This window comes from Corynebacterium sp. NML180780 (assembly GCF_007786415.1).
GTDB lineage: Bacteria > Actinomycetota > Actinomycetes > Mycobacteriales > Mycobacteriaceae > Corynebacterium > Corynebacterium gottingense.
On sequence record NZ_VNKN01000002.1, the window covers coordinates 90,280 to 106,488 of the forward strand.

Annotated in this window: 14 protein-coding genes; 7 read left to right on the forward strand and 7 right to left on the reverse strand. The window is 65.3% G+C overall.

The window, feature by feature from the left end:
- Positions 1-2: 2 nt before the first annotated feature.
- Positions 3-1,094, reverse strand: a complete 1,092-nt coding sequence (gene tal / locus FPP74_RS01620; protein WP_144717017.1) for a transaldolase — start codon at positions 1,092-1,094, stop codon at positions 3-5.
- 108 nt (positions 1,095-1,202) lie between these two features.
- Positions 1,203-3,284 (reverse strand): transketolase, encoded by a 2,082-nt coding sequence (gene tkt / locus FPP74_RS01625; protein ID WP_144717016.1) that lies wholly within the window; start codon positions 3,282-3,284, stop codon positions 1,203-1,205.
- A gap of 236 nt (positions 3,285-3,520) precedes the next feature.
- Here tkt and FPP74_RS01630 point away from each other — a divergent pair, with 236 nt between their 5' ends.
- Entirely contained in the window at positions 3,521-4,552 is a 1,032-nt protein-coding gene (locus tag FPP74_RS01630; protein WP_370511785.1) for a heme o synthase, read from the forward strand.
- Here FPP74_RS01630 and FPP74_RS01635 read toward each other — a convergent pair.
- The 5 genes from FPP74_RS01635 to mptB all read right to left on the reverse strand — a co-directional run bounded on the left by FPP74_RS01635 (position 4,549) and on the right by mptB (position 10,159).
- On the reverse strand, positions 4,549-5,508 hold the full coding sequence (locus FPP74_RS01635) for a zinc-binding dehydrogenase (RefSeq protein ID WP_095276475.1): 960 nt from the start codon (positions 5,506-5,508) through the stop codon (positions 4,549-4,551). The two genes, FPP74_RS01630 and FPP74_RS01635, sit on opposite strands and share 4 nt — an antisense overlap.
- A gap of 40 nt (positions 5,509-5,548) precedes the next feature.
- On the reverse strand, positions 5,549-6,412 hold the full coding sequence (locus tag FPP74_RS01640; protein WP_095276767.1) for a heme A synthase: 864 nt from the start codon (positions 6,410-6,412) through the stop codon (positions 5,549-5,551).
- Positions 6,413-6,681: 269 nt separating this feature from the next.
- A complete protein-coding gene (locus FPP74_RS01645; protein ID WP_095276769.1) occupies positions 6,682-7,383 on the reverse strand; it encodes an ABC transporter permease in 702 nt (233 codons plus the stop codon).
- 151 nt (positions 7,384-7,534) lie between these two features.
- Positions 7,535-8,479 carry an ABC transporter ATP-binding protein gene (locus tag FPP74_RS01650; protein ID WP_095276477.1) on the reverse strand — a complete coding sequence of 315 codons (945 nt, stop codon included), beginning with the start codon at positions 8,477-8,479 and terminating at the stop codon, positions 7,535-7,537.
- Positions 8,480-8,485: 6 nt separating this feature from the next.
- Positions 8,486-10,159 carry a polyprenol phosphomannose-dependent alpha 1,6 mannosyltransferase MptB gene (gene mptB, locus FPP74_RS01655; protein ID WP_173783214.1) on the reverse strand — a complete coding sequence of 558 codons (1,674 nt, stop codon included), beginning with the start codon at positions 10,157-10,159 and terminating at the stop codon, positions 8,486-8,488.
- 166 nt (positions 10,160-10,325) lie between these two features.
- On the opposite strand from mptB, the gene FPP74_RS01660 reads away from it, so the two are divergent.
- The 6 genes from FPP74_RS01660 (at position 10,326) to sufU (ending at position 16,209) form a co-directional block, all read left to right on the forward strand.
- On the forward strand, positions 10,326-11,066 hold the full coding sequence (locus tag FPP74_RS01660; RefSeq protein WP_095276480.1) for a metalloregulator ArsR/SmtB family transcription factor: 741 nt from the start codon (positions 10,326-10,328) through the stop codon (positions 11,064-11,066).
- Entirely contained in the window at positions 11,053-12,498 is a 1,446-nt protein-coding gene (gene sufB, locus FPP74_RS01665) for a Fe-S cluster assembly protein SufB (RefSeq protein WP_095276483.1), read from the forward strand. The genes FPP74_RS01660 and sufB overlap by 14 nt, the downstream gene beginning before the upstream one ends.
- Before the next feature lie 5 nt (positions 12,499-12,503).
- On the forward strand, positions 12,504-13,676 hold the full coding sequence (gene sufD, locus FPP74_RS01670; RefSeq protein ID WP_095276487.1) for a Fe-S cluster assembly protein SufD: 1,173 nt from the start codon (positions 12,504-12,506) through the stop codon (positions 13,674-13,676).
- 69 nt (positions 13,677-13,745) lie between these two features.
- Positions 13,746-14,501, forward strand: coding sequence for a Fe-S cluster assembly ATPase SufC (sufC, locus tag FPP74_RS01675; RefSeq protein ID WP_095276490.1), 756 nt, complete (start codon positions 13,746-13,748; stop codon positions 14,499-14,501).
- Positions 14,501-15,760, forward strand: coding sequence for a cysteine desulfurase (locus FPP74_RS01680; protein ID WP_144716962.1), 1,260 nt, complete (start codon positions 14,501-14,503; stop codon positions 15,758-15,760). Before sufC ends, FPP74_RS01680 begins: the two co-directional genes overlap by 1 nt.
- Positions 15,757-16,209 carry a Fe-S cluster assembly sulfur transfer protein SufU gene (sufU, locus tag FPP74_RS01685; protein ID WP_095276496.1) on the forward strand — a complete coding sequence of 151 codons (453 nt, stop codon included), beginning with the start codon at positions 15,757-15,759 and terminating at the stop codon, positions 16,207-16,209. The genes FPP74_RS01680 and sufU overlap by 4 nt, the downstream gene beginning before the upstream one ends.

Sequence of the window (16,209 nt, forward strand, 5' to 3'; positions counted from 1 at the left end):
GGTTAGCTGTTGAGCTTCGTTTCAGTGGAGTCGAGCAGGTCCTGCCACGCGGTGACGAACTTCTCCACGCCCTCGCGCTCCAGCACCGCGATGACATCGTCCATGTCGATGCCGACCTTCTCCAGGCCGCCGAAGACCTGCTTCGCCGCTTCGTCGCCGTGCGTCAGGGTGTCGCCCTTGAGCTCGTCCATATCGTTGACGGCTTCAATCGTGCCCATCGGCATGGTGTTGACCGTGTCCGGGCCGGCGAGCTCGACTACGTACATGTTCTTGGGGTACTCGGGGTTCTTCACACCGGTCGACGCCCACAGCGGGCGCTGCTTGTTTGCCCGCGGCGGGAGCTCGTCCAGGTCGTTGAAGGAGTCGAGGAAGAGGCGGTAGGCCAGGCGGGCGTTGGCGATGCCCGCCTTACCGCGCAGCGCGAGGGCCTCGTCGGTACCGATGGTCTCCAGGCGCTTATCCACCTCGACGTCCATGCGGGAGACGAAGAAGGACGCGACGGAGTGGATGTGCTCCACGTCGTGCCCGTTCTTAGCGGCCAGCTTGATGCCCTCCTTGTAGGCGTCGATGACCTGCTTGTAACGGTCGACGGAGAAAATCAGCGTGACGTTGACGCTGATGCCCTCGGACAGGGCCGTCGTGATTGCCGGCAGCGACTCGTCGGTGGCCGGGATCTTGATCATGGCGTTGCGGCGGCCGACCTGCTTCCACAGCTCGCGCGCTTGCGCAATGGTCTTCGCCTCGTCGTGGGCGTAGCGAGGGTCGACCTCGATGGACACGCGGCCGTCTCGGCCGTTGGTGTCCTGGTAGATGGGGTCAATAACGTCGCAGGCCTGCTGGACGTCCGCGATGCTCATACGGTACACGGCCTCCTCGGCGGAGACACCCTCCTTGCGCAGCTCCTCGAGCTGGCGGTCATAGTCGCCGCCGGCGGAGATTGCCGCGGAGAAGATCGCCGGGTTCGTAGTGATCCCGAGGATGTTTCGCTCAAGGAGGAACGTCTCGAAGTTCCCCTGACCGTTGAGAAGGTCGCGGGAGAGATCATCCAGCCAGACGGAAGTGCCGATGTCATAAATGCGGTTGGTTGCAACCATGTTGTCGTGTGCCACGGTGCGGTCCTTTCTCCAGGGCGCCAGGTCGAAAGATATGACTGCGACCTGGCGTAACGGATGTGTGCGATGTGGGTGGGTAAAGAGGTAGAGCTACTGTGCAGACTTCGCGGACTCGATCGACTCGCGGGCCGCGCGCAGCACGTGTTCGGTGGTGAAGCCGAAGCGCTCGAAGAGTTCCGCGCCCGGTGCGGAGGCGCCAAAGTGCTCGAGGGAGACGTTGCGGCCGTGGTCGCCCGTGAAGCGGTGCCACGGCATCGCGGTACCGGCCTCGACGGACACGCGTGCCTTGACCTCCTTGGGCAGGACCTGCTGCTGGTACTCCTCGGTCTGCTCGAGGAACCAGTCGATGGACGGCATGGACACCACGCGGGCGGCGACGCCATCCTCGGCCAGCAGCTTGGCTGCCTCGACGGCGTACTGCACCTCCGAGCCGGAGGCGATGAGGATGACGTCGGGGGTCGGCGCGGTGGCGTCGACAAGCACATAGCCGCCCTTGGCCACGCCCTCGAACGCCTTCTCCTTCGTGCCCTCGAGCACCGGGAGGTTCTGGCGCGACAAGGCGAGTGCCTTCGGTTGCTCGCGGCCTTCCAGCGCGGCGATCCACGCAGCCGAGGTCTCGTTGGCGTCCGCCGGGCGGATGACGGCGAGGTCCGGGATAGCGCGCAGTGCGGTGAGCGTCTCTACCGGCTGGTGGGTCGGGCCGTCCTCGCCGAGGCCGATGGAGTCGTGGGTGAACACGTAGTAGCCGTCGATGCCGGACAGGGCGGCCACGCGGATGGCGGGGTAGAGGTACTCGGAGAAGATCAGGAAGGTACCGCCGTAGACACGGGTGCCGCCGTGCAGGGCGATTCCGTTCATGATGGCGCCCATCGCGTGCTCGCGGATGCCAAAGTGGAGGTTGCGGCCGTACGGCTCGGCAGTGAACTTGTTCGTGGTGATCGCCTCAGGGCCGAAGGACGGCGCGCCCTTGATCAGCGTGTTGTTGGAACCGGCCAGGTCAGCGGAGCCGCCCCACAGCTCCGGGAGCGCGGCCGCAGCGGCTTGGATCGCCGCCTCGGACGCCTTGCGGGTAGCCAGGCCCTTGGCGTCGGGCTCCCAGGTGGGGAACTCGGCCTTCCAGTTCTCCGGCAGCTCGCGCGCGGAGAGACGGTCGAACAGTGCCTTGCGCTCCGGGTTGCGAGCAGCCCAGTCATCGAAGCCCTGCTGCCACTCCTCGCGCACTGCGGCGGAGCGCTCGGCGAGCGCGCGGGTGTGGGCGATCACGTCCTCTTCCTCGGGGAAGTCGACGTCGGTGTCAAAGCCGAGCTCTTCCTTGACCAGCTTGATCTCCTCGGAGCCGAGCGCGGCACCGTGAGCGGCACCGGTGTTCTGCAGATTCGGGGCCGGGAAGCCGATCACCGTTTTGAGGCGGATGATGGTCGGCTTCGCGGTTTCCGCCTTAGCCTCTTCGACGGCGCGCTCAATTGCTGCGACGTCCTCTCCGGACTCAACGGTGATGGTTTGCCAGCCGTAGGCTTCGTAGCGGGCGAGCACATCCTCGGTGAACGCGATCTGGGTGTCGTCCTCGATGGAGATGCGGTTGTCATCCCAGAAAAGGATGAGGTTGCCCAGCTGCTGCGTGCCCGCGAGCGAGGACGCCTCGGAGGTCACGCCCTCCTGCAGGCAGCCGTCGCCGGCCACGACGTAGATGAAGTGGTCGAACGGGCTCTGGCCGGCCGGGGCCTCGGGATCGAACAGCCCGCGCTCGCGGCGCGCGGCCATCGCCATACCCACAGCGGAAGCGAGGCCCTGGCCCAGCGGGCCAGTGGTGATCTCGACGTGCTTGGTGTGGTTGTACTCCGGGTGGCCGGGAGTCTTGGAGCCCCAGGTGCGCAGCTGCTTCAGATCATCCAACTCCAGGCCGAAGCCGCCGAGGTAGAGTTGCACGTACTGGGTCAGCGAGGAGTGGCCGTTTGACAGGACAAAGCGGTCGCGGCCGACCCAGTGCGGGTCGGTGGGATCCAGGCGCATGACGCGCTGGAAGAGCGTGTAGGCCAACGGAGCAAGCGACATAGCGGTGCCGGGGTGGCCCGATCCGCAGCGCTCAACAGCATCCGCAGCGAGGATTCTGGCGGTGTCCACCGCGCGCGTATCGGTCTGCGTCCAGTCGTCCGGGTAGTTCCGGACGGTCATGGCTTGAAGTTCCGGGGGCAGCGTCGACTGTGTCACAGTTTCCTCATTCATTGGGTTGGCATTACTTCTCGGCTCCGGCAAAGGGCCGGGCACCCGTCTTAGTGTAGTCACCCGGCGGTGCGCCGTGTGCGGGCAGCGTATTTTGAGTCACTGCGGTGAGCGTCCACCAATCCGCCCACACCGGCCGTAAGGAGTGCGTGTCCGATTGGGCGCAGTGCAAGGTTAGGGCTAACATCATCCAAAGGAATGATACGGGTGGAAAAACCGCAGGACGCTTGCGAGCGTATCCCAACACGGCCGCCCACGAAGCAGTTGCGCCGACGGCGGCGCGGACAACACGCTGTAAGGAGAAGTTTTTGGAGACCGTGAAGGCGTATTTCGCATTGACGAAGCCGAGGGTCATTGAACTTCTCTTGGTAGCCGCCATCCCCGCGATGCTGCAGGCAGATCGCGGCACCGTCCACGTGTGGCTGATCCTGGCGACCCTGCTCGGTGGATGGATGGGCGCGGGCGCTGCCAACGCCTTCAATATGGTCGCTGACTACGACATTGACCAGAAGATGGGTCGTACACGCGCGCGCCCGCTAGTGCGCGCCAAGGTGACCAAACACCGCGCTGCGGTATTCGCCTGGGTCTTGCTCATCGTCAGCGTGCTCTGGCTCGGGCTCGTGTGCGGGTCATGGTTGGCAGCGCTGTTCATCATCTTCACCAACTTCTTCTATATCTTCATCTACACGAAGTGGCTGAAGCGTAAGACCTGGCAGAACGTCATCTGGGGTGGCGCTGCGGGCTGCATGCCGGTCCTCGTCGGCTGGGCTGCGATCCGGGACAACGTGCACGACGGTTCACCGGACCGCTGGTGGCAGGCGATCGTCATGTTCCTCATCATCTTCTTCTGGACCCCGCCGCACACCTGGGCGCTGGCCATGAAGTACAAGGACGACTACGCCCGCGCAGAAGTCCCGATGCTGCCGGTGATCGCGTCCCCGCAGGAGACGACGCGCCAGATCGTCATCTACTCCTGGTGGACGGTCATCGTCTCCCTCGCGCTCGTCCCGGCGACGTCCTGGATCTACCTCGTCGTGGCGGTGGCGTCCGGCGCCGCGTTCCTCGTCATGGCCACGCGCCTGCACAAGGGCGTGCGCCGCGGCGAGAACGTCAAGCCGCTCAAGCTATTCATCCTGTCCAACAACTACCTCGCCGCGCTCTTCCTCGGCCTCTCTGTGGACGCCGTGCTCGGCCTGCCGACGATCGGCGGCCTCTTCTAAGCGCGCAGCAGCACACTCCCAACGCGCTGGGCATCCGCGAGCGCCTCGTGCGCGGCGTCCGCCTCGGCGAGCGAGAACACCCCGCCGATAGGGAAGCGCAGCGTCGCATCCTCGACGGCACGCGTGACCGCTTGGGACCGCAAGCGAAACTCGTCCGCAGTGCGCGTGTACCAGTCTAACGAAGGGGCGGTAAGGAACAGCCCCCCATGCTCGTCGAGTTCGTTCAGGAGCGCGTCTGCGCTCCTCCCAGCCGCGAGCACCGAGCCGCCGACGGCGCAGATCAGGCCAAGCGGTCGGCAGGCCTGCAGCGCCAGGTCGAAGGGGTGGAGCGCCTCGGGCAGAGGCGGTTGTGACGCCTCGATAACGACGTCGACGCCGCTGCCGCTGTTGGCCTCGCAAATACGTTGCGCCGCGTCAGGGAAGTAGCGGAAGACGCCGGTCGCGCCGGCGTCGTACGCCAATTCCTCCTCGTGTGCCGTTGAGACCACTGAAAACACCGTGCCGCCCAATCCCGCTGCCAGCTGGGTCACGGCGAGGCCGAGCTCGCCGCCTCCGCCTGTGACCACCATGGTGTCGCCGTCCGTGGTGTCGCGGACGCCGTGGAGGAGTGCGTGCGCCAGTATGCCGGGAGCGAGCATGCACGCGGCGACCTCACCGTCGATGGATTCCGGGACGGCGGCGATCCGGTCCCGGTGGACGACAACCTGCTCTGCGTACGCGCCCTGCGCGTCGAAGAAGGCGACGAGCGTGCCAGCGGCGATCTCACCGACAGGGTCGTGAGCCACGCGCCCGCATCCTGCAGCACCGGGGATGCCGGTGCCGGGGGCGGGAGTGGGGTCGCGTTGGACGTGGGCGTAGGTGACGTCGATAAGCACTTGCTCGGGTGTGGGAACTGGGGGATCGACGCGAGTGAAACGGAACGGCCCGCCGGGGGAATCGCTGATGATGGCGTGCATAGCCAAAGCGTACCCCGGCGGGCGCGGTGTGCGTGGGAGGTTAGACGAGTGTGGGGAGACGACGCGAACTGTGCGCCCACAGGAAGGCGGTAAACGCGACGACGGTGGACGACATTGCGATGTGCGCCGGGATGGTCCAGCGCGGGACGCCGAGCCTGAACTGGATGACGCCGATCGCCCACTGGATCAGGATGAGCACGATGAGGACGAGGGCGGTGCGCATCGCGTCGCTCGGCGCCTTGTGGCGGCGCAGCTTGTACACGGTGACCAGCGTGGCAATGAGGTAGAGGTACAGGCAGATTGCGTGGACGTACGCAAGGACCCTGGTGTCCATCTCGAGGCGGCCCTCCAAACCGGCGGTGGCGTCGCCGGCGTGCGGACCGGAGCCGGTGACCATGGTGCCCGTCACCAGGACGAATACTAGCGCGATGGCGGCGATGATCGCCCAGGTCACGGCGGCCTTGGGGACGCGCCTCGTCGGGGCGACATCATCCGGCTCCGCAATGCGCATGTAGAGCACGGCGGCGACGGCGACCAGCACCATCGAGGGCAGGAAGTGCACGGCGACGGCCCACCACTTCAGGTCCAGGAGGACGGAGATGCCGCCGATGATGGCCTGCAGGACGACGCCGCCGAGTGAGACGGCTGCGAGCGACTTGATACCGGAGCGACGACCCGTGCGGACGACCGCGACGAGGACAGCGATGGATGCTGCGGCAACAACGAAGGTGAGCGTGCGGTTGCCAAACTCGATGAGCTGGTGGATCCACGGAGCCGACCCCGCGACAGGGACGAGCGAGCCCTGGTGGCACATCGGCCAGGTATCACAACCCAGGCCGGAGCCGGTGACGCGGACGAGCGAACCTGTGACGGTGATGCCGCCCTGGCACAGCAACAGGATCATGGCCAGAATGCGCTGCACCTTGAGCGATGCCCCCTTTGGTGCATCCACGGCCTGTGCCGAATCGCTGGTGGTGTGGCTGGAGTTGTGCTCAGTCTGGGGAGACCCCAACTGCGGAGAAGACACGAGGCGCGCTCCCTTTCACGTGTGCAGTTTTGCAGTGCAACTTTAGTTTGAGAAATGACTGCTTCAGCTTAACGCATGACGCCCCAAACTCCGAGATCCGATTGGGCGTGGAGCGAGTTGAGCTCCGCAGCGGTGCGCCACAGGAGCTACCCCTCGAAGCGGAACCAGCGGGCCGCGGCCGCCATGGCCGCCCCAGCCCAGCACACGAGCGACAGCCACGCCTGCCAGTGGAAAGAAAGCTCGAGCGCCTTGGTCAGGGCGCCAGCGAGCGCCACCGTGGGGACCGCGTTCCACCAGCCGGCGTCTCCGACGTCACCGCTGTACTGCACCCACCCGAGCACGCCCATGAGGACAAGCCAGATGAGGTTTGCCAGAGCTAGGACCAGCTCGGAGCTGAGTGTGCCTCCCATGAACAGTCCCATTGCTGTGAACGCGGCGACGCCGACCAGCAGGGTGATCAGGCCGCATAGGGCGCCGAGCACACTGACGCGCCATCCCAGCGCAACGGCGAGCGCGCCCAGGACGATGATCTGCACCGCAACGGTGGCCAGGACGCCGATGATTTTTCCAGCGATGATGGTCCACGGCGGCACCCCGGAAGCGCCGGTTCGCTTCAGCGCACCGTAGCGGCGGTCAAACGCTAGAGCGATGGCCTGGCCAGTAAAGCCCGCGCTTGTGGTGGCGACGGCGAAGACCATCGGCACCAGCTGATGGAAGTCGGTATCGCCGAAGACTGGAACGATCGCTGCCGCCACGAGCAGCGCCGCGGGGATGACCAGGTTGAGCAGCAGCTGCTCGCCGTGGCGCAGCATGAGCTTCGCCTCGATCCGCCCCTGGGCGACCGCCATTGCGGCCACGGAGGCGCGCTGCGGGCGGGGAGTAAACGTGCCCGGCGCGAGCTTGGGATTGGGGGCTGGACCGTCCTGGGATCGGTGCAGCTGTGCATCATGGGCTGTCGTCATGGTGTACCTCCTCTAAGTTTTCAAGTAACGGTCTGCGCTAGCTGCGCAGCTCTCGGCCGGTGATGTCGAGGAAGACGTCCTCAAGGTTTCGATGCGACACGCTGAGTTCGCGCAGCAGGACATCCTGCTGGGCCGCGGCGTGCGCGATGGCCTCAACCAGCTGGGGGCTGCCGTCGCCGCGCACGCGGTAGGAGAGCGGCCTGACGTTTTCCGCTTCTCGGTCCGCAGCGCCGAACGCGCGCAGCGAGTCGTTGAACGTTTCCAAGTCCAGCGCTTGCGCGGTTCCGAACGATACGAGCGGGTAGTCCTCGTGGGAGGTGAGCTCCGCCGGCTCGCCGGTGGCAACGACGCGCCCCCGATCCACAATGACCACGCGGTCTGCCAGCGATTCGGCCTCGTCCATCAGGTGGGTGGTCAGCACGATCGTGGTGCCATCGCGCTTCATCGCATTGACCAGCTCCCACACCGCGAGCCGGGACTGCGCGTCCATGCCTGCGGTGGGTTCGTCGAGGAAGAGGAGCTCGGGCCTGCCGATAATGGCCAGGGCGAGGGAGAGTCGCTGCTGCTGCCCGCCGGAAAGTCTGCGGTACGTCGTTGACGCTACCCCCTCGAGCCCGAGCAGCTCGATGAGCCAGTCGGGGTCGTGCGGGTCCTCGTTGTAGGACGCCGCGAGGTGCAGCATCTCCCGCACCTTGACCCCGGAGTATGATCCGCCGCCCTGGAGCATGATGCCGATGCGGTCTCGAACCCGCTGTGGCTCGGTCGCGGGGTCGTACCCTAAGACTCGGATGGACCCGGAGGTCGGCTGCGTGAACCCCTCACACATCTCGATGGTGGTGGTCTTGCCCGCCCCGTTTGGCCCCAGCAGCGCGAGAAGCTCGCCGCGTTGAGCGGTGAATGAGACCTCGTCGACTGCGCGCTTGGGCCCGAATTGCTTGACTACCTCGTTGAGCACGAGGGCTTCAGGTTCCATGCTTGGCATGGTTGGTTAGTGTAGACCTCTCCCGGCCGTACGGCGGTACCAGAACCACGCTGCGGCGCACATGACCGCAAACCACACCGCGGCAGCGAGATAAATCGTCGCGACGGTCCCCGGCGGCAGCGCGAGCCCGCGCGGCAGCACCAAGAAGCTAAAAAGCGCAGAGTAGATCGCGACGGCAGCCCGGAAGAAGAAGCGATTCGCCCACGCCGCGAGCGGCAGGATCCCCCAGAGCGGATACCAGGGGTGAACCACTGGGAAGAGCAGGACGAGGACGAGCGTTGCCACACCCAGCCCGCCGACAGGGTGGATGGAGCCGCGGAATGTCGCCCAGAGCATGCGCACGAGGAACGCGCCGGCCACGAGGAGCCCCACGCCGCGCGTGATGCCCAAGATCGCCTCCGTGTGATCGCCCAGCTGCAGCAGCATCCCCGTAACACCGCTGATCACGCCGATGTCCGTGGTCAGCGACAGCCAGCTGCGGATCGTCGCCGCGCCGCCTTGCCCGGTGACCCACCCAAGCCCGATTCCGGTGAACCAGGAGATCAGCCCAGCCGTCACCGCAAGGCACCCCGCCTGGACGAGGGCCGCGGTGCAGATTGCGCTTATCGACGCCCGCTTGCCCCCACCTCGCGCCCACACCCGCGCCAGCGCCATGCCCGTAAACCCGAGGGCGATGAACCCGGTGACCTTGACCAGCCCGCCGCAGGACAGGAGCGCCCCCGAGAGGAGGAACAGCGCCCACCCCCGACGCCGCTGCCCGCCGGCCGCAAGCGCGTCGATAGCCCGTAGCCCTACCTCCATACCGACGAGAAGGAACCCGAGCATGATCGACTCGTTGTGGATGCCGGCAATGAGGTGCAGGATTGCCAGCGGGTTCAAGACCCCCAGCCAGAGTGCGGTCGCGCCATGTACGCCGCACCGCCGGGCCAGCGCGCGGATACCCCACGCCGCGGCTACCACGCCCGCGAGCGACAAGACGCGGTGGCACAGAACCCCGAAGTAGATCGAATCCTGGGTGATCCATGACACCGCGGAAGCAATCCCGAGCGCAACGGGGCCGTACGGGCTGGGGGAGTGTGCCCAAATGAACGGGACGGATCGGGCGAGCCGGTCCTCGGTGCCCAGCAGCTCGACGGGGCCCGCGGCGTAGGGGTCCAGCCCTTGCCGAACGATGGATCCCTGGGCGAGGTAGGAGTAGATGTCCTGGGTGAACAAGGGCGCGGTGAGCAGCAGGGGCGCCGCCCACACAAGAAAGGTCCGAAACACCACCCGGGCGCTGATTCGCGCGTGATTGGACCCGGCACCGACAAACGGCCCCATGAGCAGCCACGCGACCACGAGGCAACCGACTCCGATGAGCACGAGGGAGGACGAGGCTTGCAGCATCCTCCCCATAAACGCGCCGCCGGGGAGGTCGAACCAGGGGTTGTCCACCACGGGCAGCGCGCCGCCGCCCAGCCCACCGAGGCCGATCAGGAGCGTGCCGACCGCACCCAACCAGCGAAGGAGTGCGAAGCGGTTGAGCTCAACGACGGACGCGCGAACCCCCTCGTCCGAAATCCCAGCGCGGTGCAGCGCGGCTGAGCGGGAGCCGGGCGCACCGAATCGGGGCAGGGCGTCGACAAGCGTGGACGGCCGCGTGGTCTCGGGGGCGTGGCGTGCAGGGGTCACATCACGCATTCTAAGGCCCGGGTGCTCGAAGAGCGGCAATGCTTTGCGACACGCTGGGGACCCGCCGCAGCGGAAATATTTTGGAAACACTAGTGTTGTGTAAAGGCGAAAGGATCGTCCTTTTGTCACCGGAATTCGCGGAGACGTCGAGCGACACGGAAGCTGAGGTGAAGCAATGGCCGAGCAGCACCACGCTGCGGGGAGCGATACCCGCGGCGAAGTCATGCGCGCTCTTCTCACGCTTGGCCCGGTGACCGCCACCGACATAGCCGCGCAATTAGGCCTTTCCGCCGCCGGTGTGCGCCGCCACCTTGACAAACTCATTGAGTCGGAACTGGCGGAGACGTGCGGTCCGCGCGCCATCGCCGGAGAAGAAGCGACGCGGGGGAGACCTGCCAAGCACTTCCGGCTCACTGACAGCGGGCGGCGCTCATTTGGCACGCAATATGACGACCTCGCGGTCGAGGCCGTCGAAATGATTAAGACACTCGGGGGTGAGGCGGCCGTGCGCGATTTTGCCCGCGCCCGGATTGACAAGATCCTCCGGGGTGTCGACGGGGCCTCCGGGGCCCACACATCGCCGAAAGGAGACAGCGAGGCGGCGCGCACGCAGGCTACCGTTGAAGCTGTCGCCGAGGTGCTTGATCAACATGGGTACGCGGCAACGGTGAGCGCCGTTGGCAACGGAATCCAGTTGTGCCAGCACCACTGCCCAGTCTCCGAGGTTGCGTCCGCGCACCCGGAGATCTGCGAGGCAGAGCACGAGGCGATCTCGGCTCTGGTGGGCAAACACGTGCAGCCGCTCGCGCTGATCGCAGACGGCAACGGCATCTGCACAACCAACATTCCACTCGCCGCTACCGCTACGGCGGCGGGAACCATAAACGAAAGGAGCGGAGACTATGACGAAAGCTAACCCCGCACCCGGCCTGGACAAGCCGATGAATGATGATGAGATCATCGACTCCATCGGCGCCTACAGCTACGGCTGGCACGACTCCGATGTGGCCGGCGCCTCCGCACGGCGCGGTCTGAACAAGGACGTTGTCAAGGACATCTCCGGGATCAAGAACGAGCCGGAATGGATGCTCAACCAGCGCCTCAAGGCGCTCGACATCTTTGACAAGAAGCCGATGCCGACCTGGGGCGCAGACCTCTCCGACATCGACTTCGACAACATTAAGTACTACGTGCGCTCCACGGAGGAGCAGGCGGCCTCGTGGGACGATCTTCCGGAGGACATTAAGCACACCTACGACAAGCTCGGTATTCCTGAGGCGGAGAAGCAGCGTCTCGTCGCCGGCGTTGCGGCTCAGTACGAGTCCGAGGTGGTCTACCACCAGATCCGCGAGGACCTGGAGGAGAAGGGCGTTATCTTCGTCGACACCGATACCGCGCTGCGCGAGCACGAGGAGCTGTTCAAGGAGCACTTCGGCACGGTGATTCCGGCCGGCGACAACAAGTTCTCGGCACTGAACTCCGCTGTCTGGTCTGGTGGTTCCTTTATCTACGTTCCGCCGGGGGTCCACGTGGACATCCCGCTGCAGGCCTACTTCCGCATCAACACTGAAAACATGGGCCAGTTCGAGCGCACTCTGATCATCGTGGATGAGGACGCGTACGTCCACTACGTCGAGGGCTGCACCGCCCCGATCTACAAGTCGGACTCCCTGCACTCCGCGGTCGTGGAGATCATCGTGAAGAAGGGCGGCCGCTGCCGCTACACCACGATCCAGAACTGGTCCGGCAACGTGTACAACCTGGTGACCAAGCGCGCGAAGGCCGAAGAGGGCGCCACCATGGAATGGGTCGACGGCAACATCGGCTCGAAGGTGACCATGAAGTACCCGGCCGTGTGGATGACTGGTGAGCACGCGCGTGGCGAGGTCCTTTCCGTCGCGTTTGCGGGTGAGGGCCAGTTCCAGGACACCGGCGCGAAGATGACCCACATGGCACCGCACACCTCCTCGTCCGTGGTGTCCAAGTCCGTGGCTCGCGGCGGCGGACGTTCCGCGTACCGCGGCCTGATTCAGGTGAACGCGAACGCGCACCACTCCACCTCCAACGTGGAGTGCGACGCCCTGCTGGTGGACGACATCTCCCGTTCCGACACGTACCCCTACAACGACATTCGTAATGACCGAGTCACCCTCGGCCACGAGGCGAAGGTTTCCAAGGTCTCCGAGGAGCAGCTGTTCTACCTCATGAGCCGCGGCATTCCGGAGGAAGAAGCAATGGCTATGATCGTGCGCGGCTTTGTCGAGCCGATCGCCAAGGAGCTCCCGATGGAGTACGCCCTTGAACTGAACCGTCTCATCGAGCTGCAAATGGAAGGATCGGTGGGCTAACCCCAATGACCGTCTCTGTTGATCCCGTACAAAACGCCACCCCGCACAACAACAAGGGTGACCTCTTCCAGTCCTTCACCGTCGACGACTTCCCGGTCCCGGGCGGTCGCGACGAGGTCTGGCGCTTCATTTCCCTGCGTCGCCTTCGTGGTCTGCACAACGGCAAGTTCGCTGACGCCGCAAAGGCGCAGGTAAAGATCGACGCCCCCGAAGCGGTCAGCGTCGAAGAGGTCGCAATTGACGACGATCGCCTCAAGGTGGTTGGCGGCGCCGTCGATCGCGTCGCAGCGCAGGCCTGGTCCTCTGCGAAGTCCGGCTACATCGTGTCCATCCCGGCCGATACCGAGCTGGACGAAGACGTGACCATCACCGTGACCGGTGCTGGGGAGGATGTCACCACGTTCGGCAACATCCTGGTTGAATCGGGCACGCACTCCAAGGCGAACGTCATCCTGCGCTACGAGGGCACCGGTACCCACGCCGACAACGTGAACTGGCACATCGGCGAGGGCTCCCGCGTCCACGCGATTGTGGATGCGGAGTGGAACTCCGATGCTGTCCACATCGGACAGCAGTCCGTGCTGGTCGAGCGCGACGCCACGCTGCGCCACCACGTTGCAACGTTCGGCGGCGAGGTCGTCCGCATAACCCCGCGTGTGAAGTTCGCAGCGCCAGGCGGCGACGCGGAGCTGACCGGCGTCTACTTCGCGGACGCGGGCCAGTACATCGAGAACCGCATGCTCGTTGACCACTCCGTCCCGAACTGCCGCTCCAACGTCCTGTACAAAGGCGCACTGCAGGGCGACAAGCAGTCGTCGCTACCGGAGGCCCGCACCTGCTGGGTTGGCGACGTGCTGATTCGCTCCGACGCGAAGGGCACCGACACCTACGAGACGAACCGCAACCTGGTGCTCACCGATGGCGCACGAGCCGACGCGATTCCCAACCTGGAGATCGAGACCGGCGAGATCGCCGGCGCCGGCCACGCAGCGACCGTGGGACGCTTCGACGACGAGCAGCTGTTCTACCTGCGCTCCCGCGGCATCCCGGAGGACGAGGCGACCCGCCTGATCATCCGCGGATTCTTCAACGAGGTCCTCAACCAGATCCCTGTCGAGTCCGTCCGGGACGAACTCATCGCCCGCGTTGCCGGCGAGCTTGAGCGGAGCAACTCCTAAGCGCCCCAGCTACGTCGCTGTACACCTGTAACACCCGCGTCACCGAATAAAGAAAGCTGAAAACACCGAATGTCTACGCTTGAAATTAAAAACCTGCACGCCAACGTCTTGCCCACGGAGGAAGGTCAGGAGCCGAAGCCGATCCTCAAGGGCGTGAACCTGACCATCAAGGCGGGCGAGACTCACGCAATCATGGGCCCGAACGGCTCCGGCAAGTCCACCCTGGCCTACACCCTTGCGGGCCACCCGAAGTACGAGGTCACCGAGGGCGAGGTGCTGCTCGACGGCGAGAACATCCTGGAGATGGAGATCGACGAGCGCGCTCGCGCCGGCCTCTTCCTGGCAATGCAGTACCCGGTTGAGGTCCCGGGCGTGTCTTCGTCCAACTTCATGCGCTCCGCCGTCACCGCGGTGCGTGGCGAGTCCCCGAAGCTGCGCGAGTGGGTTGCTGAGCTCAACGCCGCCCGCGAGTCCCTGCAGATGGACGCCTCCTTCTCCGAGCGCTCGGTCAACGAGGGCTTCTCCGGCGGCGAGAAGAAGCGCCACGAGGTCATGCAGCTCGCGCTGATGAAGCCGAAGTTCGCTGTCATGGACGAGACCGACTCCGGTCTTGACGTTGACGCGCTGCGCATCGTCTCCGAGGGCATCAACAAGTACCAGGAGGAAACCAACGGCGGCGTCCTCATGATCACCCACTACAAGCGCATCCTCAACTACGTCCAGCCGCAGTTCGTGCACGTGTTTGCTGACGGCAAGATCGTGCAGACCGGCGACGCATCGCTGGCAGACCAGCTCGAGGCAGAAGGCTACGAGAAGTTCATCTAATGGGATACGTCAACGACAACGGAACACTCAACGTGGAGGCGATCCGCGCGGAGTTTCCGATCCTGTCGCGCACCGTGAGGGACGGCAAGAAGCTCGTCTACCTCGACTCCGGTGCGACGTCGCAGCGACCGGAACGCGTGTGGAACGTCGAGCGAGACTTCGTCCTCAACACCTTCGCGCCGGTGCACCGCGGCTCCTACCAGCTTGCTGAAGAAGCCACGGATGCCTACGAGACGGCGCGCGATGCCATCGCGGCGTTCGTCGGCGCGGACGGCCACGAAATCGCGTTTACAAAGAACGCGACTGAGGGACTCAACCTCGTCGCCTATGTGCTTGGCGACGAGCGCGCGGGCGATCTCGCGGTACGTGAAGGCGACACCATCGTCATCACCGAGTTTGAGCACCACGCCAACCTCGTGCCGTGGCAGGAACTCGCCGAGCGCACTGGTGCGACCCTGAAGTGGTACGGCATGACGCCGGACGGGCGGATCGATCTGGACTCGCTCGAACTAGACGAGACCGTCAAAGTCGTGGCGTTTACGCACCAGTCGAACGTCACAGGTGCTGTCGCTGACGTGGACGAGCTGGTGCGCCGCGCGAAGGCCGTCGGCGCGTTGACGGTGCTCGACGCGTGCCAATCGGTGCCGCACATGCCGGTCGACCTGCACGCGCTCGACGTTGACTTCGCTGCATTCTCCGGCCACAAGATGTGCGGTCCGTCGGGCGTCGGCGCCGTGTACGGCAAGGGCGACATTCTCAATCAGCTGCCGCCGTTCCTCACGGGCGGCTCGATGATTGAGATTGTGAAGATGGAAAAGACCACCTTCGCGCCGGCACCGCAGCGTTTTGAGGCGGGCACCCAGATGACCAGCCAGGTCGTGGGGCTAGGTGCCGCAGTCGAGTTCCTCAACGAGGTCGGCATGGACGCCATCCATGCCCACGAGCAGGAGCTCACCGCGTACGCGCTCGAGCAGATGCAGGGCATCGAGGGGCTGCAGATCGCGGGGCCGCTCACCGCAGAGCGGCGCGGCGGGGCGATCTCCTTCACCGTCGACGGCGTGCACCCGCATGACCTCGGTCAGGTGCTGGACTCCGAAGGCGTGGCAATCCGCACCGGGCACCACTGCGCGTGGCCTGCCCACCGCGGCCTGAACCTGCAATCCACCTCGCGCGCAAGCTTCTACCTGTACAACACGAAGGAAGAAGTGGATACGCTGGTGGCAGCGATTGGCAAGGCGAAGGAGTTTTTCGCACGATGAACCTTGAATCGATGTACCAGGAAGTGATCCTGGACCACTACAAGAACCCCCAGTACGCCGGGCTGCGCGAGCCGTACGAGGCGGAAGTGCACCACGTGAACCCGTCCTGCGGCGACGAGCTGACGCTGCGCGTTCACCTGTCCGAGGATGGGAAGACGGTGGAGGATGTTTCCTACGATGCGGCCGGTTGCTCGATCTCGCAGGCGTCGACAAGCGTGATGGCGGAGGAGCTGAAGGGACTCCCCGTCGAGCAGGCGATGGAGAAGCTGGGGTCGTTCGAGGAAATGATCACCTCGCGCGGCACCATCGAGGGCGATCCGGCGTTGATTGGCGACGGCGTTGCGTTCGGTGGCGTGGCGAAATTCCCGGCGCGTGTGAAGTGCGCGCTGCTCGGGTGGAAAGCCTTCGAGGCGGCAACGCACGAGGCCCTGGAGAAAAAGGAGAGCTAG